The sequence below is a fragment of the Cytobacillus sp. IB215665 genome, assembly GCF_033963835.1.
Classification (GTDB): domain Bacteria; phylum Bacillota; class Bacilli; order Bacillales; family SM2101; genus Nanhaiella.
Map to the genome: position 1 here is coordinate 74,499 of NZ_JAXBME010000003.1, position 25,968 is coordinate 100,466.

General features: G+C 35.3%; 21 protein-coding genes. 3 read left to right on the plus strand and 18 right to left on the minus strand.

Annotated elements, in window-relative coordinates:
* Nucleotides 1-18: 18 nt before the first annotated feature.
* From SLH52_RS04650 to SLH52_RS04670, 5 genes are all read right to left on the minus strand, one after another.
* On the minus strand, nucleotides 19-1,008 hold the full coding sequence (locus SLH52_RS04650; RefSeq protein ID WP_320208127.1) for an ABC transporter ATP-binding protein: 990 nt from the start codon (nucleotides 1,006-1,008) through the stop codon (nucleotides 19-21).
* Complete coding sequence (locus tag SLH52_RS04655; RefSeq protein ID WP_320208128.1) at nucleotides 1,005-2,036, minus strand: ABC transporter ATP-binding protein; 1,032 nt, start codon at nucleotides 2,034-2,036, stop codon at nucleotides 1,005-1,007. The genes SLH52_RS04650 and SLH52_RS04655 overlap by 4 nt, the downstream gene beginning before the upstream one ends.
* A gap of 188 nt (nucleotides 2,037-2,224) precedes the next feature.
* Nucleotides 2,225-3,004, minus strand: coding sequence for a DUF2268 domain-containing protein (locus SLH52_RS04660; protein ID WP_320208129.1), 780 nt, complete (start codon nucleotides 3,002-3,004; stop codon nucleotides 2,225-2,227).
* A gap of 485 nt (nucleotides 3,005-3,489) precedes the next feature.
* A complete protein-coding gene (gene fabF, locus SLH52_RS04665; protein WP_320208130.1) occupies nucleotides 3,490-4,728 on the minus strand; it encodes a beta-ketoacyl-ACP synthase II in 1,239 nt (412 codons plus the stop codon).
* A 67-nt stretch (nucleotides 4,729-4,795) separates the two neighbouring features.
* The gene (locus SLH52_RS04670; protein ID WP_320208131.1) at nucleotides 4,796-5,728 is read right to left on the minus strand and encodes a beta-ketoacyl-ACP synthase III; all 933 of its coding nucleotides are present in this window, start codon (nucleotides 5,726-5,728) and stop codon (nucleotides 4,796-4,798) included.
* Between the two features lie 521 nt (nucleotides 5,729-6,249).
* On the opposite strand from SLH52_RS04670, the gene SLH52_RS04675 reads away from it, so the two are divergent.
* Complete coding sequence (locus SLH52_RS04675; RefSeq protein ID WP_320208132.1) at nucleotides 6,250-6,534, plus strand: hypothetical protein; 285 nt, start codon at nucleotides 6,250-6,252, stop codon at nucleotides 6,532-6,534.
* 118 nt (nucleotides 6,535-6,652) lie between these two features.
* On the opposite strand, the gene SLH52_RS04680 is transcribed toward SLH52_RS04675, so the two are convergent.
* From SLH52_RS04680 to SLH52_RS04690, 3 genes are all read right to left on the minus strand, one after another.
* Complete coding sequence (locus SLH52_RS04680) at nucleotides 6,653-7,612, minus strand: BMP family ABC transporter substrate-binding protein (RefSeq protein ID WP_320208133.1); 960 nt, start codon at nucleotides 7,610-7,612, stop codon at nucleotides 6,653-6,655.
* Nucleotides 7,613-7,782: 170 nt separating this feature from the next.
* Entirely contained in the window at nucleotides 7,783-8,700 is a 918-nt protein-coding gene (locus SLH52_RS04685) for an NAD(P)-dependent oxidoreductase (RefSeq protein ID WP_320208134.1), read from the minus strand.
* Nucleotides 8,701-9,129: 429 nt separating this feature from the next.
* Nucleotides 9,130-9,867, minus strand: coding sequence for a hypothetical protein (locus tag SLH52_RS04690; RefSeq protein ID WP_320208135.1), 738 nt, complete (start codon nucleotides 9,865-9,867; stop codon nucleotides 9,130-9,132).
* 148 nt (nucleotides 9,868-10,015) lie between these two features.
* On the opposite strand from SLH52_RS04690, the gene SLH52_RS04695 reads away from it, so the two are divergent.
* Nucleotides 10,016-10,198 carry a YjzD family protein gene (locus tag SLH52_RS04695; protein WP_320208136.1) on the plus strand — a complete coding sequence of 61 codons (183 nt, stop codon included), beginning with the start codon at nucleotides 10,016-10,018 and terminating at the stop codon, nucleotides 10,196-10,198.
* 397 nt (nucleotides 10,199-10,595) lie between these two features.
* Here the strand turns inward: SLH52_RS04695 and clpB are convergent, their stop codons facing one another.
* Together clpB and SLH52_RS04705 are read right to left on the minus strand one after the other, a co-directional pair.
* A complete protein-coding gene (clpB, locus tag SLH52_RS04700) occupies nucleotides 10,596-13,202 on the minus strand; it encodes an ATP-dependent chaperone ClpB (protein ID WP_320208137.1) in 2,607 nt (868 codons plus the stop codon).
* Between the two features lie 316 nt (nucleotides 13,203-13,518).
* Entirely contained in the window at nucleotides 13,519-13,698 is a 180-nt protein-coding gene (locus tag SLH52_RS04705) for a YjzC family protein (RefSeq protein ID WP_214482592.1), read from the minus strand.
* 435 nt (nucleotides 13,699-14,133) lie between these two features.
* Here SLH52_RS04705 and SLH52_RS04710 point away from each other — a divergent pair, with 435 nt between their 5' ends.
* Nucleotides 14,134-14,961, plus strand: a complete 828-nt coding sequence (locus SLH52_RS04710; protein WP_320208138.1) for an undecaprenyl-diphosphate phosphatase — start codon at nucleotides 14,134-14,136, stop codon at nucleotides 14,959-14,961.
* Nucleotides 14,962-15,062: 101 nt separating this feature from the next.
* Here SLH52_RS04710 and argF read toward each other — a convergent pair whose 3' ends face one another.
* The 8 genes from argF to SLH52_RS04750 form a co-directional block, all read right to left on the minus strand.
* Entirely contained in the window at nucleotides 15,063-16,022 is a 960-nt protein-coding gene (gene argF / locus SLH52_RS04715) for an ornithine carbamoyltransferase (protein ID WP_320208139.1), read from the minus strand.
* Nucleotides 16,022-19,162, minus strand: a complete 3,141-nt coding sequence (locus SLH52_RS04720) for a carbamoyl phosphate synthase large subunit (RefSeq protein WP_320208140.1) — start codon at nucleotides 19,160-19,162, stop codon at nucleotides 16,022-16,024. Before SLH52_RS04720 ends, argF begins: the two co-directional genes overlap by 1 nt.
* Nucleotides 19,155-20,237 carry a carbamoyl phosphate synthase small subunit gene (locus tag SLH52_RS04725; protein ID WP_320208141.1) on the minus strand — a complete coding sequence of 361 codons (1,083 nt, stop codon included), beginning with the start codon at nucleotides 20,235-20,237 and terminating at the stop codon, nucleotides 19,155-19,157. Before SLH52_RS04725 ends, SLH52_RS04720 begins: the two co-directional genes overlap by 8 nt.
* 74 nt (nucleotides 20,238-20,311) lie before the next feature.
* Nucleotides 20,312-21,475: an acetylornithine transaminase gene (locus SLH52_RS04730; protein WP_320208142.1), complete on the minus strand. Its 1,164-nt coding sequence runs from the start codon at nucleotides 21,473-21,475 to the stop codon at nucleotides 20,312-20,314.
* Between the two features lie 250 nt (nucleotides 21,476-21,725).
* Nucleotides 21,726-22,493 (minus strand): acetylglutamate kinase, encoded by a 768-nt coding sequence (argB, locus tag SLH52_RS04735; protein WP_413785489.1) that lies wholly within the window; start codon nucleotides 22,491-22,493, stop codon nucleotides 21,726-21,728.
* A gap of 11 nt (nucleotides 22,494-22,504) precedes the next feature.
* Nucleotides 22,505-23,731, minus strand: a complete 1,227-nt coding sequence (gene argJ / locus SLH52_RS04740; RefSeq protein ID WP_320208409.1) for a bifunctional ornithine acetyltransferase/N-acetylglutamate synthase — start codon at nucleotides 23,729-23,731, stop codon at nucleotides 22,505-22,507.
* Nucleotides 23,732-23,791: 60 nt separating this feature from the next.
* On the minus strand, nucleotides 23,792-24,823 hold the full coding sequence (gene argC / locus SLH52_RS04745) for an N-acetyl-gamma-glutamyl-phosphate reductase (protein WP_320208144.1): 1,032 nt from the start codon (nucleotides 24,821-24,823) through the stop codon (nucleotides 23,792-23,794).
* A gap of 339 nt (nucleotides 24,824-25,162) precedes the next feature.
* Nucleotides 25,163-25,876 (minus strand): YwiC-like family protein, encoded by a 714-nt coding sequence (locus SLH52_RS04750; protein WP_320208145.1) that lies wholly within the window; start codon nucleotides 25,874-25,876, stop codon nucleotides 25,163-25,165.
* Between the last annotated feature and the right edge of the window lie 92 nt (nucleotides 25,877-25,968).

The following is a 25,968-nucleotide window of genomic DNA, read 5'->3' on the forward strand; positions in this document are numbered from 1 at the left end:
CTAATTTATCAATTTTAGTTAATATAAGTGACACGCTACTTTATGACCTTTTTTCACCTCCTTCAAAACAGGCTTCACCTTCTGACACTCCGGCTTAGCATGGGCACAGCGAGGATGGAAGGCACAGCCTTGCGGCGGATTTGCCGGACTCGGCACGTCTCCTTCCAAAATAATACGCTCTTTTTTCTTCCTTGGATCAGGCTCAGGAATTGCAGATAACAGAGCTTGTGTATACGGGTGTAATGGCTCAGCGTACAAGCTTTCTTTATCAGCAAGCTCTGCGATCCCACCTAGATACATAACACCAATTCGATCACTCATATGTTTCACTACACTTAAGTCATGTGCGATAAACAAATACGTTAAATCAAATTCATCTTGTAATTCTTTCAGCAAGTTTAATACTTGTGACTGAACTGACACGTCAAGTGCCGACACAGGTTCATCGGCAATGATGAGTTTTGGGCGGAGTGCAAGCGCTCTTGCTATACCTACACGCTGCCTTTGCCCACCTGAAAACTCATGTGGATATTTATAATACGCATCTGGCGGTAGCCCAACCTTCTTCAGCAAATCAAGTACATCTTCCTTTAAATCTTCTTCAGAAACTTTTTGGTAATTACGAATTGGCTCTGATACTAAGCTACCGACCATCATTGTAGGGTTTAAAGACGCATATGGGTCTTGGAAAACCATTTGGAAGTCTTTACGCATCTGTCGTAGGGATGCACCTCTTAACTTCGTAATATCTTGTCCATCAAAAATAATCTTGCCGTCTGTAGGTTCTAACAAACGTAAAATTGTTCTACCTGTTGTTGATTTACCACATCCAGATTCTCCTACAAGCCCGAATGTCTCACCCTTATTAATTTCAAACGATACATCGTCAACTGCTTTAACATTACCTATCGTTCTACGTAAAATTCCACCTTTAATAGGATAGTAAGTTTTCAAATTTACTATCTCTAGTAAACTTTCTTTTTCTTCTAAAGTTGATTGCTGGCTCATTTACTCACCTTCACCCTTTCAGTAGGAAAGCTGTTTTCATATAACAAACAAGCTACCTCATGATTAACGTTTTCCTCTTTTAGCTGTGGTGTTATTTCTCTACATTCTGCCATTGCTTGTGGACAACGGTCAGCAAATTTACAGCCAGTTTTCGGCATATTAACTAGGGAAGGTACAATTCCTTCAATAGAACTTAACTTTTCAACTTCCTCATCCAACTTAGGAATAGAACCCATTAATAGCTTCGTGTACGGGTGCTTCGGGTTGTAAAACAGTTCTTCCGCACTAGCTCTTTCAGCAATTCTACCTGCATACATAACGATTACTTCATCACACATCTCTGCAACGACACCTAAATCATGCGTAATAAGAATGATTGACATATCATTTACTTCTTGAATTTCTTTAAGTAATTCAAGAATTTGGGCTTGTACAGTTACGTCGAGTGCAGTTGTAGGCTCATCAGCGATCAATAGTTGTGGCTGACAAGCGATAGCCATTGCTATCATTACCCTTTGTCTCATTCCACCTGAAAGCTGGTGTGGATATTCTTCGACAATTTGCTCAGGTCTAGATATTCCGACACTTTTTAATAAAGAAACACTTTTCAAGCGGGCTTCACGTTTAGAAATATTCATATGGTTAAAAAGTACTTCTTCTAGTTGAAAGCCGATCGTGAAAACTGGATTTAGTGCAGTCATCGGCTCTTGGAAAATCATAGAAATATCTTTTCCGCGAATTGTATTCATCTCATTATCATCTAAATCTTGCAATTCCTTACCTTTAAAATCAACTTGTCCACTTCTAATTTCTCCGTTGTGCTTAGGTAACAGTTTCATGATGGAGAGTGACATTACACTCTTCCCGCAACCTGATTCTCCAACAATTCCGACAATTTGTTTCGGCTTTACTGAGAATGACACGTTATCAACGGCATTGTGGTATTCACCATCAATTTTAAAGGCTGTTTCTAAATTGCTCACCTTTAATAAAGGTGTTTCAGCGTTTTGACGAGAATTTGAACTCATAGTACACCTCTAATTAGTAATATATTTAGTATGAATTTTTAAACATAATATTATAATAAAATATATTACAGATTCTTTACAAAATCAATATATTTTTTAAAGTTACAATATTTTCAAAATATAAAAAAAAAGAAAAGTAGCTAGTTTACTAGATTTTCTACTACTCTTCTTTAAAATTTTATTGATTACTAAAATTCTGAATATTTAACAATGTCATTACTTTGGAAAGATAACAAAGTCTTTATCGCATCACCTTGATGATCTATACACGATTTCACTAATTGATAGCCAACATTATAACCTACCATTTTCGGGAAAAGTCCATGACCATATAGAAGCTGATCATGAATCCGGTGACTTCTTAGCACATGCATTTTTGGTTTTATTATTTTATTCCAATAATATTGCGCTTCATCCTGAGTGTAATAATTCGTCCATGCAGCTGCATATTTATCCCCAAGTCGTTCCCTAACTGCATTTTCAGCGAGCCCCTCTAATATAATCGTGTCCAATAAAGTATAGCTGTCATCATTTTTTTTGTACTTTGATAACCTGCAAACGTGATTATATTCATGTGTAAATAATGCTCGAATTTCATTTTTTTCATTTTGTGGAGATACGAATAGAAAAAGCTTATCTTTAAAAGCAACACCAGATTTACCATTGTATTCGCGCAAACCTGGATTTGAGGAATCAGCTGGAAAAATGAAGATCGGTACATCTTCACCTGCCCATTCTTTTTGTAAAAGTTGATGTTCTTTTTTTACAATTCCCCATACTTTATTCTCCTTGAGCTCATGGATACATTCCTTACCATTCCTTGAGGGACGATACATTCCAAAAGAACGAAGATATGAATAGATAGACCTCTCAGATGATCCTCCAAATAAATTTGCTAATTTTTTGCACAATTTATTTGGTTCGTCATACCATTGATCCAACCATTCATAGGTAGATATTACAGGCATTTTTTTCACCCTTTTATCGTATGATTAATATCAACAATATGCGCTGTTTTCGCATTTATTGATGTATCTCGTACTAAGAAATAAACACGCTTAGAAACTATTATTCGTGTCATCCTTTCTTCTTTATGAGATTAAAACTGTAAAACCCTGATTACAATTGCAACTTCCTTCGAAAGGATGTTTTCCCATAAAAAATAAACACGTAATACCAAACTAGAGATCGTGGAACCTTTTCTTCTGTACAACGATGACTAACAAATAAATTACTTTTCATGGTGATAATTGGTAACAATTGCAACAAAACTTACGAAAAGAGCTTATTGTAAAGAGACTAATAATGTTATTAATCACGTTTAAAATAAGAACAAAGTTTTCTTTTCATCATATGATAAAATGTTAATGTGAGTGCATAGGCCATGTAAGCACAAAAAAAACTGGCATATAAGATAGCCAGTTTTTTGTATGATCATAATATTTAAGCCTTATTATTCATAACTCTTAAAGACTAATACTGCGTTGTGACCTCCGAAACCTAATGAGTTACTTAACGCTACAGATACTTCCTGTTTTCTAGCTTCATTCGGAACGTAATCAAGGTCGCAATCAGGGTCAGGAGTTTCCAAGTTGATAGTGGGCGGAATGATTCCTTCCTTAATCGATAGGACTGAAAATATTGCTTCTATCCCACCAGCAGCACCTAGTAGGTGGCCAGTCATGGATTTCGTTGAGCTAATTGGTAATTTTTCAGCATACGAACCAAACACTTCTTTAATCGCCATTGTTTCAAATTTTTCATTGTATTGTGTGCTCGTACCGTGAGCATTAATATAATCAATTTGTTCTGGTGTAAGGTCAGCATCCTCAATTGCTTGCCTCATTGCGCGAACCCCACCTTCTCCACCTGGTGCAGGCGCAGTAATATGATATGCATCTCCAGTAGAGCCGTAACCGACTACTTCTGCATAAATTTTTGCCCCTCTTGCTTTAGCAAACTCTAACTCCTCTAAGACAACGATTCCAGCTCCTTCACCCATTACGAAACCATCTCGATTTTTATCAAATGGGCGACTCGCTGTATTAGGATCTGGATTTGTTGATAATGCAGTATTTGCACAAAATCCAGCCATGGACATTTTCGTAATTGGTGCTTCCGCTCCACCTGAAACCATTACATCCGCATCTCCTCGCTGGATGACTTTAAATGCATCACCGATAGAATTCGTCCCTGTAGCACATGCTGTAACAGTACAAGAATTTATACCTTTGGCGCCAAGAGCAATTGACACTTGACCTGCTGCCATATCAGGGATAATCATAGGTACAAAAAACGGACTCACACGACGATAGCCTCGTTTTTGAAATGTTTCAAATTGATTTTCAAATGTTTCCATACCACCTATACCAGACCCAATCCAGACACCTACTCTTGGAGCAATATCATCTGTGATTGTTAGGCTGGCATCTTTTACTGCCATCAAAGATGCAGCTAACGCAAATTGCGTAAAACGATCCATTTTTCGTGCATCTTTCTTTTCCATAAAATCTTCAGGATTAAAGTCTGTTGCTTCACCTGCTACCTTAGCAGGATAATCATCTGGGTTCACACGCGTAACAGTTCCAATACCCGAAACACCATTTATTAAATTTTCCCATGTTGCTTCTACCGATGACCCAAGAGGTGTCACAGCACCTAAACCTGTAATAACAACTCTACGTTTATTCATAGTAAGCATCTCCTTTGTCCATTTATACATAAATTACTCAACATATATTTAAATCATTTAATTTTTGTTATTTCCCCCAACGGAAAGCAATAGCTCCCCAAGTTAAGCCTCCACCAAAACCGACCAGGACGAGCAAGTCATCATCATTGATTTTACCAGCTTCTAGCTCTTCAACGATAGAAATTGGAATTGAAGCAGCTGAAGTATTCCCATATTTATGCACTGTTTTTGACATTTTTTCTTCTGGTAGTTCAAGCCTCGTTCTCGCTGATTCCATAATACGAATATTCGCTTGATGAGGAATGAGAAAGTCAACATCCTCTTTCGTTAATCCAGCTTTTTCCAAAACGTTAACACTAGACTCACCCATTTGTCTTACCGCAAATTTAAAGACTTCACGTCCGTTCATAATGATATATTCATCTTGGTATAAATGGTTTGCACCAGTTCCATCCGCTCCTAGTTCAAAAGAAAGTAAGCCTCTACCTTCTGAAACAGGCCCCATAACGACAGCACCAGCCCCATCCCCAAATAAGACAGCGGTATTGCGATCTTCCCAGTTAGTGATCTTAGACAATTTTTCAACACCAATGACTAACACATGCTTATAAGTCCCTGTAGATATAAATTGTTTGGCGGTTACCATGCCATACATGAATCCAGCACAAGCAGCACTTATATCCATAGCGTTAGCTTTACTTGCCCCTAACCTCTCCTGAATTCTACATGCTACTGATGGAAATGGCTGATCTGGTGTCACCGTAGCAACTAAAATCATATCTATTTCATCAGCTGTAATTTCCGCATCTTTTAACGCTTTTTCTGCAGCAAAAAATGCCATATCTGACGTATCAATATCATCATTGGCAATTCTACGTTCCTCTATCCCTGTGCGTGTACGAATCCACTCATCAGATGTATCCATCATCTTTTCCAAATCAGCGTTTGTCAACACACGTTCGGGTAAGTATCTACCAATTCCTAAAATACCTGCATTCATATGCTTATCTCCTTTTTATTAATGGCTTTTTCGCATCGGTTGGTGTTTTTCATACTAAGACAAAAACACGTAAACAAGAAACAATCGTGGTATCTTTTCTTCATCAAGGACTATGGGATTCATATAAAAACTCATTTAGCTTTAACACTGTTGTAATTAAAGAAACAAGATTTATGAAAAGCACCTTATTAATAGTAAATATTATTACTTGGTACTAATTTTACTCCATATTGTTCCCTTTTAGCAACTTTATTGTCTCAAAAAAATGGACGTTCACCTAAGTATCATTATGATATCCGTCTACGAAATTTTCTTTATAAAACATATGCTATAAGTAAGGTGATTTTCGCATACATTGTTGTTTTCGTATTAAGAACTAAAAATATATACAAATAATTTGCGTGAAACCACTGCTAAGTTCTGTTTATCTCCTAATTTAACTATGTTAAATTTGGAATTATGAGCAGCAACAGTTACGAAATGATCCACGAGTATTAAAGCACATGAAGTGGGGTGATACTATGGAAAAAGAAGAACAACGTTCTAGGGGTGCTGAAACAAGGCCGGTTGATCCTTTTTCAAGGTTTTTATTCGGCCCACCACGAGACAGAAACAGACAAACTCAAAATTTCGGAGAACAACAACAACCAAACGTCAATCAGACACCACCACAACAAAATGATGAAATAGACTATGTGAAAATAATGGAACAATTGAATGACATTTATAACTCATATAATCAACTTAAACCAATGATGAAAGAGCTCACTCCGTTATTTAACTTTTTCAAAAAATCAAAAAAATGATTCAAGACTTACGAAGCTACCGTTTTTTCAAGAAAGAGTCTATCTACTTATTACTATAACAACCACCGATTACTGAAAGTTTTAGCGAACAGTATTACTCTCATATTTACACTTATAATTATTCAATTTGATTAGGTAGCTTCCCCGTATCTTTATAAATCTGAATGTAACTATTTATTTTTTTCTGATAAGCTTGATCAATTTGTGGGCTAAATACCCCCATGGTAATAACTTCATCCTGGAAATCGAAATATAAATTTCCAGATTCTAACGTACCATTGTTATACCTTTCGGCAACAAGTTCATATAATTTATCAACGTTTTGAACCGTACTCGTTAACACCGTTGCCTGTCCTAAATCTGATTGATCAGAGACGTAACCAATTGCATAGAGCCCATTTTCTTTCAGCCTCTCAATAACAGGAACATTAAAACCATCACCAGCTGGATAGACAACATCAACACCATCACTAATCATTTTATCGACAACTTGTAATGCTAAGTCAATATCATTCCAATTTTGTACATATTCAACTTTGACCTCAACTTCATCGTTCGTTTGAAATAGTGCACCTTCAAAAAAACCATCAACCTCTGGCTGCCAATCAAACGCAGCAATAACTCCAACCTTATTGGACTGAGTCATTTTCCCAGCTACCATACCACCAAAAAAACCCATCGCATTTGCTTCAAAATTAAGGCTCGTTATGTTTTCAATTACGGCATCACCATTAAAATATATAAAATGTATATTTGGGTATTGAGGAGCTATTTTATTAAAGTACTCTACATATTCATTCCCATGACCAAAAATTAGATTTACTCCTTTGGCATTGAGCTCCTCAACTGCAACCTTTACGACAGCTTCGTTATTCATTCCTTCTTTTAAAAAAACATCTACATTAAAGTTAGACTGAATCTTTAACATTCCTTTATAACCCTTTGTCCCCCATACTTGATCATTAACTGTATCAGGTACGAGAAGACCAACATTGTTAATCTTATTGCCCTCTGAATTCTCACATCCTGCAATCATGAAAATATAAAGGAAAATGATTACTGTTAACAACTTAGGCATTTACAGCAACTCCTTTAGCGACATAGGTGTAGTACTATTTATTCACTTCTATGTAACTAGTATATAAACTTGAATTTATTTTACTTGATTACTATGTAAAATTAATCATACTAACTCTTATTTTACCTTGACGTTTGCTCATTTGTAAAAGGGGAATTTTTTTACAATTACTAAATAAAATGTTTCATTAATTTTTTTGTGTGTGCTTTCTGCTTCTTAATTCCTTCACCTATTGTCGTTTGTGGATAAAAGTTTAATAATTGCCTTACCTTTGTCGTATCTAATGTTGGGCATTTATACTCATTTCTCAAAGATGATTCTTGTTCATAAATTAACTTATAACCATTAAACCATTCACTTTCATTACCGCTCGCAAAATGTATAATTTCATTTGATATCTTATTTGACCCAAGAACATATAAACTATTTAACACATCATTAATATATAAAACATCACTAGTGTCTTCGTGTATAGTGGGCTGATCTGAGTGGAGATCAGTAGTTAGAATCCCATGCTGAAACACCATATTCATAGGTTGCCACGGTCCATATAACGTTGGTAAACGGACAATAATGTATGGAAATTCTAGATCATTTCCTTTGTTCATCACTAATATTTCTTCACGATGGTGTAATAATCCGTTCAATGATTTAGGTGTTGGTTCTGTTTCTTCATTAATTATTTGCTCATTACGATTAAACATATCAAGTGTAGATATGAGGATTAATTTACATTTGTGCCGAGCACAAAAATTAATAACATTCGTTAATAAAGTGAGTGACTTCTCTAAATACTTATGTTGATTAAATACACTTTTTATATGAATCGTTGGATCAAACAAGCAATAATATATAGCGGAGCTTGTGTTAAAATCGCCTTTGCTAATTAATGATGAATCCTCTTCAAGCTCAAGTAAATGAAAATTAGCATTTCTACCAATGTGCAACATTTTTTGTTCGAGAAGTTTATCGTGCTTTTCAATTAGAGGGTTTCTTATGCCTATTACTTCCGTCCCTTCTTCCAGAAGGTGACAGCTAAGATTGAATCCAACAAAACCCATCGCACCGAATACAATCGCCTGCTTCAATCTTTCCCCTCCTTCGGTCATTTCCAGTAATTTGATTACTCTACTTAAATATACACATAAGTTAATGGCTTCTTCTCTGATTAATAAGTTTGACAACCTTAAGTAAACACTAAGTAGCATCAATAGTTACGAAATTGCAAAAAAAGAGGCTTGTTATACAAAGATTTAAATGTCTATATAGTGTGCTTCTTAGCTTTTTTCTCTTCTATTTAAAATGACAACTTAAATAGAAACAACGAAGTTCACCGTAAATAAACACAGTAAACAATTCTTATATTAAGGCTGTTTTCGCATTGATTGTTCCTTTTCGTTATAAGATATTAGCACGTATACATTTATCGTTCGTGGAATCTTTTCCATTTTACATTTATTGAGCTCTCAAAAAGCTCATCATACATTAAACAACAAAGTTTACGAAAAGAACTTGAATTAAAGGACCTTTTCATTCTCTCTATAAAACCGTATGATAGATTGAGCAATGCTATTACGCTTTTCTTGTAAGTGATATGCAAGTGTTATTGGAGCACTCATTCTTTTTCTTAATTTCTCATAATTTCTACAATGGATATTTGGATTATAATAATAGTTATCTACTGACTGCCATATTTTAATATTTGTATTATTATTTTTATACTCTTGTTTAAGGTTCATTAAATGAGCTTCTGCATTTTTTTCATCAATATCATAGGCTGCTGCAAATTCTTTTAAAAAACGTTTGTAAAAAAATTTGTTGTCTTTTTCCACATTTGCCTGTGCAATTAAATCAATACATGGATTTAATAAAACTGTAGAACGAATTTTAGTTGCATCATCCTCCATTAATTGCAAAGCTACTAAAGCTCCCATCCCTTCTGCTAAAACATGAATTCGCTTATTTAAAATCTCCTTACGCATAATTATGTGATATAACCTTTTTGCTAACAATAGTGCTTTGGGACTTCCCCAGTGTTCATTATATAAGTTGGAATAAAACACCGTATATCCATTATTAGAAAATGAATCTAATAACAAACTTCTACCCATATTTTGCATCCAAAAACTCGTCTGTTGATCTACGTAATGGTTTTTATCACCTATCACAAATACACCAAAACCATTCGGTTTATATGGAATATGGATAACGTTCCATTGTTTATCTAATTGTAGAAAGCGTCTTAGTTCACCCATAGCTCCCCCGCCTCACACTAATCAAGCTGTTATTCATTCTTTACAATGTATGATTGTATTTACCAAAATGTAAGTGGTAACATCTATTTATTCTATATAATATTTATGATATGATTAACTTAAAATGCATAATAGTGGGGTGATAATATTGCGTTATTTTTGGACTTTTTTCTGGACTTTTTTATTAGTACATATGGCTACTTATGTAGGCAGCTCAATGCTTGGTGCTGTATATAGCTTTACGACAGGTACAATATTAGCTGTTGCATTTACCCTTTTTGTATTTATCATTGGGGAAGCACTTCCAATCGAGCCTACAGAAAACCATTAAAGAAATTCGATTTCGTGGATCAATAAAATTCTAGCTGATTGGCTAAAACTTCGGAATCGATTGAATATTTAGGGCTTTTTTCGAACATTAGTTATATATGTGCTCAGCTCTTATAACGCAAAGCAACAATTAATGCGAAAACAACCCTATTTAGTAAAACAAAAAGGCTTGGGATTAACCCAAGTCTTTTTGTTTTTTTCTTTTCTAAAGATTCTATTCAAATTCTGTGTTCATATTGTAGCTAAAAAGAAAATAAAGATGTCGTTTTACAGAAGAAAAGAAACCCTGATATTAGTTGTATTATTGGATATGTTTTAATTTGAAAACAGCGTTTCTATTTGTACATCATTACAAACCTAACTAACCAAAAAATATTTATAGATACGGGTACATATACTCACTCACTACTGATGTTTATTTGTCCATTTTTCGCATCAATTGTCACATGATCATGATCGTTTATATGACCGGCAATGATTTCTTTTGCCATTCGTGTTTCTACATGTTTCTGAATAAACCTTTTTAACGGTCTTGCTCCGTATACTGGATCGAAGCCTGATAAGCCTATATATTGTTTTGCTTCCGCTGTAACAGAAATTGATATGTGCCTCTCTTTTAGTCGAACTTGTAGCTCGTTAATTAGTTTTTCGACAATGCGATTGATAGACGCTTGAGAAAGTGGCTTGAACAGAATGATATCATCAACTCGGTTAAGAAATTCCGGCCGAAAATGTCCACGTAGTTGATCCAGAACTTGATTTTCAATAACATCGTTTATTTGCCCCATCTCATTCATCCCATCTAGCAGAAACTGTGAACCTATATTTGAGGTCATAATTATTACTGTATTTTTAAAATCAACTGTTCGACCTTGTGAATCTGTAATCCGCCCATCATCTAAAATTTGTAACAATATATTAAATACTTCTGGGTGTGCTTTTTCAATTTCATCTAACAATACGACAGAATAAGGTTTCCTACGAATCGCCTCAGTTAATTGCCCCCCTTCTTCATACCCAACATATCCTGGAGGTGCACCAATAAGTCTTGAAATTGCATGCTTTTCCATATACTCAGACATATCAATTCTGACCATCTGTTCTTCACTGTCAAATAATGCGTCAGCCAATGCTTTTGCAAGCTCTGTTTTCCCTACGCCAGTTGGGCCTAAAAAAATAAATGAGCCGATCGGTTTATTTGGATCTTTTATTCCTGCTCTTGCCCTTAGTACTGCATCAGCAACCAGTTCAATCGCCTTATCCTGACCAATGACCCTTTTCCCTAATATGCCAGCTAGTCTCAGTAACTTTTCCCTTTCACCTTCAACAAGCTTTGTTACTGGGATACCAGTCCACTTGCCTACAATATTTGCTATTTCTTCTTCGGTTACCTCTTCCCGTAATAAACGATTCTCTGGTTGTTGGTCATTTAACTGCTGCTCTAATAATTTATATTCCTTTTCTAATTGTGGAATTTGTCCGTGTCGTAGCTCTGCAGCTTTGTTTAAATCATAATTATTTTCAGCTTCTTCAAGATCTCTTTTTGCTTTTTCAATACGTTCTCGTAACAACTGAATATTTTGTAACCCTTCTTTTTCAAGTTGCCACTTGCCTTTCATAGCCGCAGCTTTCTCTTTTAAATCTGACAGCTCTTTTACTAATATTTCAAGGCGGTTTTTACTAACGATATCCGTTTCTTTTCTTAAAGCGGCTTCTTCAATTTCAAGTTGCATCATTCTTCGAGTGACTTCATCTAATTCAGCAGGTAAAGAATCAATTTCTGTTCTTATTTTTGCACAAGCTTCATCGATAAGATCAATTGCTTTATCTGGTAAAAAGCGTTCAGATATATACCGATCAGATAATGTTGCAGCAGCAACAATTGCTCTATCATGAATATTCACCCCATGATGAATCTCAAAACGTTCTTTCAATCCTCTTAATATGGAAATTGTATCTTCTACAGTAGGTTCATTAACAAGTACTTGCTGAAAACGACGTTCTAATGCAGGGTCTTTTTCAATATACTGGCGATGCTCGTCAAGCGTTGTAGCACCAATACAATGGAGTTCACCTCTAGCTAACATCGGCTTTAGCATATTCCCTGCATCCATTGCCCCTTCTGTTTTCCCTGCACCAACAATCGTGTGCAATTCATCTATAAACAACAGAATTCTACCATCGCTTTTTTTCACTTCTTGCAATACAGCCTTTAATCTTTCTTCAAACTCTCCACGAAACTTTGCACCTGCTACAAGTGAACTCATATCTAATGCAAAAATAGTTTTATCCTTCAAACCTTCTGGAACATCTTTACGCACGATACGTTGCGCAAGACCTTCAACAATCGCTGTTTTCCCAACACCTGGTTCTCCTATTAAGACAGGATTATTCTTTGTTTTTCTAGATAAAATTCTAATAACTCTTCGAATTTCACTATCACGACCAATAACCGGATCAACTTTCCCTAAGCGAACTTCAGCAACGAGATCACGCCCATATTTTTTTAAAGCTTCATAAGTAACCTCTGGGTTTTGACTTGTCACTCTTTGATTCCCCCTTATCTCAGCTAAAACCTTTAATAATGAATCTCGAGTAACAAGGTGTTGCATGAACAAACCCTTCATTTCTGATGATGCCTTTTTGTTTACGATAGCCAGTAACAAATGTTCAATAGATATATATTCATCTTTTAAAAAATCAGCTTCTTCTTTTGCATATATAAATAGCTGCTGTAACTGATGAGTTATATATACTTTACCAGCCTCAACCCCTGCCCCAATTATTTGAGGTTTCTTATGTAACAGTTCTTCTACTTGCTGTTTAATAAGATGAATTTCAATTCCTAAGTGTTGAAAAATCATCTTTACTAGCCCATCTTCTTCATTTAAAAGTGTATACAATAGGTGAACAACGTCTACCTCCTGATGATTGTTTTTAATAGCTAATGTTTGGGATGACATAACAGCCTCTTGTAGCTTTTGCGTCATATTATTTAGCTCCATCTAGATCCCCCCAAAAAAGTAGTTTGACTTTTTTTGACCTTTAATTATATTATATATGGATTCTTGTGGAAATAAAAGTATATAGCAAAAAAACTCCTTTAACATAGACGTTACAAATGTTGATTGTATTGTCTAGTTAAGGAGATAGTATGATTTTCTCACTGTTTTTTTTCGCACAGATTGTTGCTACAAGTATTAAAATATTATACGCGTGCTTTTAGATTTCATTGCATTTTCTACTTTTTTAAAATTTTGGGGCTCGGACAAAGCCCCAGCTTAATTTACAATATTAATTTACTTCGTATCTTATCAGTAGTTAAGGTTTTCTTTTGTATGTCCAGTGTCTATTATGATTTGATGTTTCTGGAAATGGATCTCCTGCTTTTAATCTAATCTTCTTTGGATTTTTCACATTATCCCCTGTCTCCCCTACTTCAACATATTCTCCATTATTCGGAGCTCTTTGTCCTGATCTAAAGCGATGACTTTGTCCCATCTTTCTCACTCCTTAAAACAATTTATCTCAGCAAAGAGCATGAAAAGTCCCATCTCTTCATACACGCTCTTTTTCACATGCAGTATTACTATTTCCTTTTAAGTGCAATTTCATGTTTTCTACATATCATTTTGAAAGAATATTTCTTATTTCATGTGAATACATCTTTTATGTGACGAGCTTTTTAATTTACACAAGACCTTTTCATAAATTGGGTTGTTTGCACATCAATTTACGAAAAGATGTTACAAAATCTAATTTACAAAGCGTTTATTGTATATATGAAAAACAATAATCACTATGTAAAATGAAGTAGCTTATTAAAACAACAATCTTTGTGAGAACAGCGATTACATAGAAATTAACTCTTTACAGCCACACAGAAAGTATAGTTAAATGAATAAATAGCAGCATCAATATTGGAGGATTTTATACGTGGATTCATTTGAAAAAATATTTCTCTTACTTAAATATTTATTGTTAGGAATATTCCAAGGGTTCACAGAACCAATTCCTATATCATCTAGCGGCCATTTATTTTTGGCAGAAACTATTTTTGGAATAAAAACTGAAGATATGTCATTCGCATTACTTGTCAATACAGCATCTCTAATTGCTGTCCTACTCATCTATAGAGAAGATTTGATTCGTTTAACAACTAATGGCATTGCATATGTTGTAAAAAAAGATGAGAGTGCGAAATCAGATTTTCGTTTTATCATTTATTTAATTATCGGAACAATTCCTGCTGGAGTTATTGGTGTATTATTTGATGATTTCATTTCTTATCATTTGAAGAAAATTTATGTTCTTGGAATTGCTTTATTAATTACTGGTATCGCACTTTGGACGATTCGTAATTTACGTGGGAGAAAAAATGATACTGAGCTTACACTTAGAGATTCCATTATTGTAGGATTTGCCCAAGCTGTTGCACTCATTCCTGGAATTAGCCGATCTGGAGCAACGATTGTTGCTGCTATGTTACTCGGCATGAAGCAAGAAACTGCGTTACGTTTTTCTTTCTTATTATATATTCCAGTCAGTGCAGGTGGGATGGTATTAGGCTTTACAGATATTTTAACTGACGAGAATTTAAAAACATTAGCCATACCATATACAGTTGCCTTCTTTGCTTCACTATTTGCTTCTTACTTTTCCTTAAAGTGGTTTATGGGCATCATGGCAAGAGGGAACCTGAAATATTTTGCAATATATTGCTTTATCGTAGGGACGCTCGTAACAATTTATGCGTTATTTTAGGCTAACACGCTGAAATCATATCAAACAAAAAAATGTATATAAAAACTCCCTTTATAAATTTATAATAGGGAGTTTTTTACTACGATGTTTATGTTATAGAACTAACTAAGTATCTCTTGCAATAATGCTTTTTGGACGTGTAAACGATTCGCAGCCTGTTCAAATACTACAGAGTGATTCCCATCAATAATTTCAGCAGTAACTTCTTCACCTCGATGTGCAGGTAGACAATGTAAAAATTTAAAGTTAGATTTAGCTTTCTTAACTAAATTTTCATTTACCTGGAATTGTTGAAACACTTGTAACCGCTCTGCCTGCTCCTTTTCTTGGCCCATACTTGCCCACACATCTGTGTAAACAAAATCAGCCATGTCTATAGCACTATGTGGATCATGAGAAATGTCAATCAAAGCCCCGCTTTCTTTAGCAAATTGAGAAGCTAATTTATAAATTTCACTCTCAGGCTCATATCCTTTAGGGCAAGCTATTACACAATCTAAACCCACTTTAGCCGATGCTATCATTAATGAGTGGGCCACATTATTCCCATCTCCAACGTAAACTAGTTTAACACCTTCAAAAGTTTTGTTCGTTTCATAGACTGTTAATAAGTCAGCTAATGCTTGACATGGGTGAAATTGATCTGTAAGACCATTAATGACAGGAATTTTAGCATGTAACGCTAATTCTTCAACTGTGCTATGAGCAAACGTTCTAATCATAATCGCATCTGCATATTGTGATAATACTTTTGCGGTATCTGCAATAGTTTCTCCTCTACCTAATTGTAAATCATTACTATTCAAAAATAGTGCATGACCACCTAATTGCGTCATCCCTACTTCAAACGACACACGAGTTCGTGTTGAAGGCTTATCAAATATCATAGCTAACGTTTGACCTTCCAGTACTTTACTATGCTTCCCACTATTACTTGCCTTCTTCAAATATAATGCAGTGTTTAATAAATACATGATTTCGTCGATATTCAATTCACTTAGTGTCAGCAAATCCATACCCTTTAATTGAATATTAGTCGCTACTTTTGGTAGAGCTACCATTATATCACCACTTCCTGCGTTAATTTAGATTTTTCTTGCCACTCTTGTATCGACTGCATCGTAAATTCCTTAGGAGAAATAGCTGTAAAAAACGCTTTCACTGTCTCATATTGAGTGAATACTTGTTTACTATGAGCGATAGATTTTATGCGATTAGTCAATGCTTGTTTTCCTTCATTTATACTAATCACTGCTAATGCTTCTTTTTTCTTCAGCCAAACATCAATATTTACATCTTCTACTGCTATTAAACCAGCTGCTTCAATCTCGTGATATAGCGTGTCCTTTAATTCATCTTGTTCGTCATCAAGGTCAATAAATATTTCATTACTTCCTTCGTGTGACTGAAGATAAGAATGAAATGTCTTTGCGAGTGCTTCATTTATCGTTAACGCAATGCTAATCCCTTCTCCAGTAGCTTTCATTTCTGGTCCAACAGTCGGATCGACCCCATTCAACTTATTAATGGAAAAAACAGGGGATTTCACAGTGTAATACGGTTGATCTTCTAGTAATCCTTTGTTGCCATACAGTTGATCTAATGTATATTTCCCAAGCAATAATTTTGTCGCAATTTGTATAATAGGTATATTTGTTACCTTACTCACAATAGGAACTGTTCTACTAGCTCTCGGATTAACTTCAAGTACGAACACATCACCTTTGTTTAAGACGAATTGAATATTCATCACACCTGTGAAAGATAGCTTTTGAGCAATTCTTTCCGTATAAGCAACAATTTTATCTCTATCTTCATCTGTTAGACTATTTGCTGGTAAAACAGCATAACTGTCTCCTGAATGAACTCCTGCTCGTTCAATATGTTCTATGATCGTTGGAATGACTATATTTTTTCCATCCGACAACACGTCAATCTCCACTTCTTTGTCAGGGATAAAGGCATCTATTAATACCGGGTACATACTTTGTGTTTGTTTATTAATATATCTTTTTAATTCATGCTCTGATGAATACGTGACCATGCCCTTCCCGCCAATAACGTATGAAGGTCTCAGTAGAATCGGATAACCTATTTCACGAGCTTTTTCTAATATGTCATACTCATTTAACGCTATTTTGCCAGGTACATGTGGTACATCAATTTCTGATAGAAGCTTGTAAAAAAGATCTCTGTCTTCTAACAGATTTACACTTTGGTGGGAGGTTCCAACAATTTCAACACCATACTTTTCTAACTGATGAACAAGATTAATTGCAGTTTGACCACCAAACTGAACGATTACTTTTTCGACACCTTCTGCTTCTATAACATTTAAAACATCTTCAAAGATTAATGGCTCAAAATATAAACGATCTGCTGTTTCATAATCGGTACTTACAGTTTCTGGGTTATTGTTTATCAAAATCGTTTCATACCCTTCTTGTTGTAAGGCGAAACAAGCATGAACTGAACTATAATCAAACTCGATTCCTTGACCAATCCGTATAGGACCAGAACCAATAATGAGTACCTTTTCTTTTGAAGAAGAAGCTAGTTCGTTTTCTCCAAAATAACTAGAATAATAATAAGCTGTTTTCGTCTTAAATTCAGCTGCACAAGTATCTACTATCTTATAAGAAGGAACAATTCCTAATGCCTTTCTTTTACTTCTTACATCGAGCTCATTGACATTCCATAACAAAGCGATGTACTCATCTGAAAAGCCTTTTTCTTTCATCTGTTGCATTTCTTCTTTTGTTACGTTATTTAATGACAATTGTTTTATTTTCTGTTCAAGATCAATTAATTGCGAAAATATATGCAAAAAGAAATAATTAATCTTCGTATGCTCAAATATAACATCGACTGAAATTTCCCTGCGAAATAATTCAAGAATTACGAATAACCTTCTATCATCAGCTTCCTTTAGGAGCTTCAGGAGGGATTCTGTAGCAAATTCACATAACTCTTTTAACAACAGTCCGATGCTTTCAAGTTCAAGTGATTGAATTGCTTTTTGAATGGCCCTTTCAATATTCCGGTCAAGTGCCATGACTTCTCCTGTTGCCTTCATTTGTGTACCTAATGTCCGATCCGCAGCCGGAAATTTATCAAACGGCCACCTCGGGATTTTAACCACAGTGTAATCTAAACTTGGTTCGAAGCTTGCAAAAGTATAACCAGTTACTGGATTGGTTAATTCTGCTAATGAATAACCAACTGCAAGTTTAGCAGCTATTTTTGCAATTGGATAACCTGTAGCTTTTGATGCTAATGCAGATGAACGACTTACTCTTGGATTAACTTCTATTAAATAATATTGTTTACTGTATGGATCAAGTGCAAATTGAATATTGCACCCACCGACAATACCTAAAGCTGATATGATCTTTATAGATGCTGTTCTTAGCAATTGATATTCATTGTCAGAAATTGTTTGAGAAGGTGCAACTACGATTGAATCCCCTGTGTGTATTCCGACAGGATCAATATTTTCCATATTACAGATCGTAATACATGTTCCCGTTGAATCACGCATTACTTCATATTCTATTTCTTTATAGCCAGCTACACTTTTCTCAATTAAACATTGAGAAATCGGGCTCGCTAATAACCCATTCGTTACGAATGACTTAAACTGTTCTTCATTGTAGGCGATACCACCACCTGTTCCTCCTAATGTGTATGCAGGGCGTATAATTATCGGAAAATCTACTTTTGTTGCAAAACCTAGAGCACCTTCCAACGTTGTTACAATTTCACTTTCAGGAACTGGTTCATCTAGTTTTTTCATAAGTTCACGAAACTCTTCTCGATCCTCACCCTTTTTTATCGATTCAATTGAAGTGCCTAATAGGCGAACATCATATTTTTCCAACACACCTTCTTCATATAAGGAAAATGCAAGATTTAACCCAGTTTGACCACCTAATGTTGCTAACAATCCATCTGGTCTTTCTTTCGCAATAATTTTTGTTACGCAGTCAACTGTTAATGGTTCAAAATAAACAACATCAGCATACAAATCATCTGTCATAATTGTTGCCGGATTGTTGTTAATTAAAATTACTCTGTACCCTTCTTCTTTTAATGCTTTACATCCTTGTGTGCCTGAATAATCGAATTCTGCTGCCTGACCAATAATAATTGGACCTGACCCAATGACTAGGATGGTTTGAATTGTTGTATCTTTAGGCATACACTTTCTCACCCCTAACTGTATAAACACTATCTATAAATTCGTCAAAGACCCATTCACTTTCAACAGGCCCTGGATTTGCCTCAGGGTGGTATTGAACCGTTAATATAGGTAAAGTTTTATGAGTGATTCCTTCTATCGAACGGTCGTTTACATTGATAAAACGTGGGTGCAATGAAGTTTCACTGAGACTATGTTCATCCACAACATAACTATGATTTTGTGATGTCATAAAAACTTTATTATTTGTTAAATCACGCACTGGTTGATTAGCACCGCGATGTCCAAAAGATAATTTTAATGTATTCGCTCCAAATGTTAAGCATACGAGCTGATGTCCTAAACAAATTGCTAAGGTTGGGTAATTAGATATTATTTTTTTCAATTCACTTAAGATGTTTTCAAGTGCCTTTGGATCTCCTGGACCATTAGATAACAATATACCATCAGGTTGAATTTCAGTAATAGTGTTATAGTTTGTATAATATGGTACGATCGTTACCATACAGCCACGTTTTATCAATTGTTCAGCAATTGATTGTTTGTATCCAAAGTCAATAACAACAATATGTGGGAATCCCGTACCTAATGTTTGAATGTTCTTAGTAGATACTTCAGCAACAGCCAGTGTTTCTTCATGTGAATGCTTTATGTTGGTAAAATGTGTATTCGGTATATGAGATATTTGCCCTATCATAGTGCCACTATCCCGAATTGTTTTGACGATGGCCCTCGTATCAATATGTGTAATTAATGGAACATTCCATTTCCTTAAATACTGTTCTAGTGTTTTCTCAGCTTCAAAATGATTTAATGATTCTTTCGCTTCGTACACGATTACTCCAGCAACATGTGGTTTGTTACTTTCAAAATCTACAGCGTTAATTCCATAGTTCCCTATTAAAGGATAGGTAAAAACAATAATTTGTCCTTTATACGAAGGATCAGTGAGAACCTCTTGATATCCTGTCATTCCTGTAAAGAACACAACTTCACCAAATATATTAGTCGAAAGAGGTGATTTTATGTCCCCTTCGTAGACATTCCCATTCGTTAACGTTAAATATGCTTTCATGCTACACCTCTTTTGTATTTTTATTTATCTTGTTGAATTTTTATGCATTATAGGTTAAAAAAATAAACAACAAGTTACTTAGCTACGACTGCTTTATCTGATAAAACTTTACTAATGATATTTATTGCGTAATTTAATTCATCATATGTTACTGTAAGTGGTGGTAATAGCCGAATCACATGTGGACCTGCTGGTAATACAAGTAGCCCTTCCTCACGGACTTTCGATATGATATCTGTCACATTTATATTACAAGCTATCCCAATCATCAATCCTTCTCCACGAATTTCTTCGATGAAGTTTACATGCTTACAAACATCACTCAGTTTATTAGTTAAATAGGCTGCTTTTTGTTCAACTTCCTGTAAAAAAACGTCATCAAATATTATTTCTAATGTTGCTTTTGCTGCAGCGGTAGCTATTGGGTTTCCACCAAATGTTGAACCGTGAGAGCCTGGACCAAATGTATTGATTAGATTCTCAGTTCCAATCATTGCACCGATAGGTAAGCCACTTCCTAACCCCTTGGCAACAGTAATAATATCTGGTGAAAGGTCGAATTTTTGATATGCAAACTTAGATGCCGTTCTTCCAACCCCAGTTTGTACTTCGTCAACAATTAGGAGTGCTCCATACTCGTTACATAACTCCTCAACCCTTTGTAAAAAATCACGCTTAGCTGGTACAACTCCACCTTCACCTTGAACAATTTCTAGCATAACGGCTGCTACATGACTATCAATCACTTTTTCTATCGCTTCGATATCATTAAATGGAAGATAAAGAAACTCTTCTAATAAAGGTCCAAATCCATCATGAACCTTATCCTGCCCTGTAGCCGTCATCGTAGCAAATGTTCTGCCGTGAAATGACTGTTTAAATGTAATTATTCTTGATCTATTCGTATGTTTTCTTGCTAGTTTAATTGCTGCCTCATTTGCTTCTGCACCGCTGTTACAGAAGAAGACTGCTGAACCGTTACTATTTTCAACTAGTAGACGTGAGACTTCTTCCTGTGAGTCAACATGAAACAAATTTGAGACGTGCCAAAACGATTGTAATTGTTTTTCTAATGCTTGTTGAACTTTTGGATGACGGTGACCTAGATTACATACGCCTATTCCAGATACAAAATCTAGATAACTTTTGCCCATTTCGTCAGTTATATGTGAACCTTCAGCTGAAGCAACATGAATGTCCCAACGCTGATAAGTTGGAAATAACGTTTCTTTCGTCATTGTAAGCTCCCTCCCAATTAGAAAAGCGCAAGCGACTGTAACATCCCCGACAAGCACTGGACACATTTCACATAAAGATGTTTTTTTTCCTTCGGTTGAAATGGCGAAGCAGCCTCGAGGGATGGGTGCTAGTGCTAGATATAGATAACCCCTGAATAGCGAATGATACTCTGAAAAAATACTATACTTTCCATTTATTAAACACATTCTTTTAATGTACTCTTTATTGATCAAGAGTTATTAAAAACTCTTACAATTTTCTTATTTTCGTTCCGTACAACGACCCGCTGGCAGATAAGATGCTATTTTTCCCGCTGACAATCATCACTTCTTGTAGTTTGTCTGATAATGAGTGAATAGCCGCTTTGACCTTTGGAATCATACCTCCATAAATCGTCCCATCACTTATCATGTCATTAATTTGGTTTTCAGATGCTTCTTCCAAAAGAATACCATTTTGTAATATTCCTGGAACGTCTGTAACAAACAATAATTGTTTTGCATTGAGTGCTTCAGCAATACTCCCTGCTGCTGAATCAGCATTAATATTGTATTTCCCCCCTTGTGAACTCATGCCTATTGGTGCAACAACTGGGATGTAGTCATCGTTAAGTAGCGTTATAAGCAAATCCACGTTTACATGATCAACTTCACCTACGTAACCTAGCTTCCCAAATTCAATAGGCTTCACTAGCAACATTTGGCCATCACAACCTGATAGTCCTACAGCTTTGAGACCATATTGAGATAAATTAGTCACAAATTGTTTATTAACCTTTCCAGCTAAAGTCATTTCTACTACATCTAACACATCTTTTGTCGTTTTACGTAAGCCATCAACAAATTCCACTCGTATGTTCATACGTGACAATAATTGGTTAATAACTGGCCCGCCACCGTGTACAATAACCACTTTCTTTCCTCGTTTTTGAAGTTCATGGAGCGCTTTAAAAAACTGTGCTGAAAGCTCTGTTATAACACTTCCTCCACATTTAATTACGATGATGTCATTACTCATCCCCATCCTCCTTACGTTCGGTAGCTTGCATTAATTTTGACGTAATCATAAGTTAAGTCACAGCCCCATGCTACTCCTTCGCCATCACCTATATTCAAATGTACCTCAATATAAATATCATCATTTGCTAAATATGCTGTTGCTCTTTCCTCGGAGAACGGCTGTGGTTGACTCGCAATTAACATCTTTATTGAACCGACCGTAATATCTACAGTATTTGGATTAACTGATGCACTACTATGTCCAATCGCCCCAATTATTCTTCCCCAGTTCGCATCATTACCGTAAATCGCTGTTTTAACAAGGTTAGAACCGACAATTTGTTTAGCCATTTCCCTTGCTTCATCGTCGTTTACTGCACCTTTCACTTTCACTTCAATAAGCTTTGTTGCTCCTTCCCCATCACGAGCAATTTGTTTAGCTAAATCTTCACATACATGCTTTAAAGCTGTGTAAAACTGCTTCCATTCAGAATGTGTTGGGGTTAATGGTTCATTATTAGCTAACCCGTTAGCCATCACAATAACCATGTCATTTGTAGATGTCTCACCATCAACAGTTATTTGATTAAATGATTGATTCGTTATTATTCGTAACGTATTTTGTAAAATTGTTGAATCAATATTGGCATCTGTCGTAATAAATGAAAGCATAGTAGCCATGTTGGGGTGAATCATACCAGAACCTTTAGCCACTCCACCTATTGTCACTGCCTTTCCATCAATAATGGTCTGATAACATGCCTTTTTTGTAACGGTATCAGTCGTTAAAATAGCTGATTCAAAATGCTGTGCATTTTTTTTCGTTTTGTTAGGTTTGAGTTTTTTTATTCCAGAACGGATCTTATTCATTTGTAATAAATCACCTATTACTCCTGTTGAAGCTACTGCAATGAGGTGTTCTTGCATCGAAAATTGTGTAGCACATAAATGTCTCATTTCATATGCATCCTGCATACCTTGTTCACCAGTGCATGCGTTGGCACAGGCACTGTTTACAACGATAGCTTGAAGCTTGTTTTCAACTGCAATACTTTGTTGCGTAACTTTTAATGGAGGTGCTTGAAAATGACTTTGCGTGTATACTGCAGCACATGTAGCTGGTACTTCACTGAGAACAATACCAAGATCATTCTTTGTGTATCGTAACCCTGCATGAACTCCATCCGTTTGAAACCCTTTTGGAGATGTTATCGTTCCTTCTGGCAATACATTAACAGTACCTACTTTTGTTTTCATATTAATCAAACTTATTCCTCCATTATTTTTTCGTAAGAGAAAGTAAAAAATATATATCGCCTATGGATAAACAGGAAGTAAATTTAAGCCAGTATGTTCATCCATACCTAGTATAATATTTAAGTTTTGAATAGCCTGACCTGCTGCTCCCTTTACGAGATTATCAATCACTGAAACAATTGTAATTCTTCCAGTTCGTTCATCATTCACCAATGCAATATCACAATAATTTGAACCATAAACTTCCTTCGTTGAAGGGAATGTATCCTTTAATCGTACAAAATAATGCTCATCATATGCACATCTATAAATATCATACAGCTCCTCTATTTTGAGCTGTTTTTTAGGCTCAACATACATTGTAGCCATAATCCCTCGAGTCATTGGAACAAGATGGGTGCTTAATGTAATTGGTTGAATGTTGTCATTCCAATTTAGGAGCATTTGCTCTATTTCTGGAATATGCTGATGTTTATTTACTTTATAGATTTTTAGGTTCTCATTTGTTTCAGCAAAATGAACAGAGGTAGCTAAATTTCTTCCTGCTCCAGAAACACCTGATTTTGCATCAATAATGATCGACTCTTCCTTAATTAAGTTCAACTGAACTAAAGGTGCTAACCCGAGTAATACTGCTGTAGGGTAACAACCGGGATTTGCAATGATTTTAGCTTCACTAATTTTATTGCTGTTCCACTCGGATAATCCATACACAGCTTCCTCGACTATTTGAGATGGAGCTGGTGTCTTGTTATACCATCTTTCATAAGATTTATTATCTTGTAGCCGTAAATCACCTGATAAATCAATGATATGTGTATCATACTCACTTAATTGTGGTGTCAATTCACTAGATACACCAGCAGGTGTTGCCATAAATACCACATCTACCTCACTACCAATTTTGTCAATATCAATACTCTCTAATTGAAAGTTCAAACTTCCAGATAAATGTCCATACATCTGCCCTAATGGTAATCCATCATTAGAAGATGAATGAACAGAATGAACATTAACGACTGGATGTTGCTGCAATAAACGTAATAGTTCTACTCCTCCATAACCTGTTGCACCGATTACAGCAGCTCTCATCTCCGATCCCCCTCTATTTCTTAGGCAGCATTGATTCACTCAATCCAAAGCTACCCCTCTGTCGTCTTTGTCATGCTTTTTTAAACATCACGTAAAATTAGTTTTCATTATAATACTGAATAAATATAAAATCAATTGTATTTTTATAAATAAATTATAAAAATCTTAAACTATTATATAAATACTATTAATTACGCTGTAAAAATAGAACAGACATTAAATCAACCTATGTTGTAGCTTAGTGGAATATTGACACTAAAAACAAATGAACTACAAAGAGCTAACCTTTTATAGGTTAGCTCTCATTATTAATACGATATACACTTCTTCAAAGCAATTTTAGATCAGCACAACAACGACTAAGAAAAAATAAACAGCATTAATAATTTCCCAGATACCTACCTTCAAGACTGAAACATTTTTTCCATAAAAGTAAAAAGCACGGACTACACTCGGTATATACGCAATAATAAACCAAGGGTAGCCACTTAAAAATAATATAACTATGATTCCTAGATGGTAGCCCCAAGAAATCCAACGGTATGCATTATTTTTCTTCTCTCTTATCATTGTTTTCACATAAAATGTACTTCCTATAAAGAAGAACATTGAAAGTAACAAAATCCCAATAGCAACAAAATCTATCGAACCAGTTCCCCCATAATAACTAGCTACTCCACCAATACTAAATGATGTAATTGCACTCATGTCATTTAGTAGAGCACGCTCTTGGTTTTTCTTTGCAAAATACACATTCACCACGAAAAAAGGCAACATGACAATGCCAAAGTAAATAAGTTTATAATTAATAATCAATGTTATAACTAAACAAATAAGAGCTGGAAACATATAAATAAATGTCCATTTGAGATAAAATTCGCGTCGCTTTCCCTTCAAAAACATGAGCAAAGGATATGTACCTAAATAAAGTAATAGCCAGCCACCAAATAATGGGATATGTATCATAGAAGGCTGCCCAGCAAATATTCCTACCAAAAATGGGATGAGTAACATAGCCCATGCACCATGTTGTTTCGGAATCAAAGGTTTCATACTCGTTCACCTCACCTAAACTTTCTTAGTTGTTATTATAATGAAACAACATAAAACATTAAGTGAGATAAATCACAAAGTTTTAGCTACCA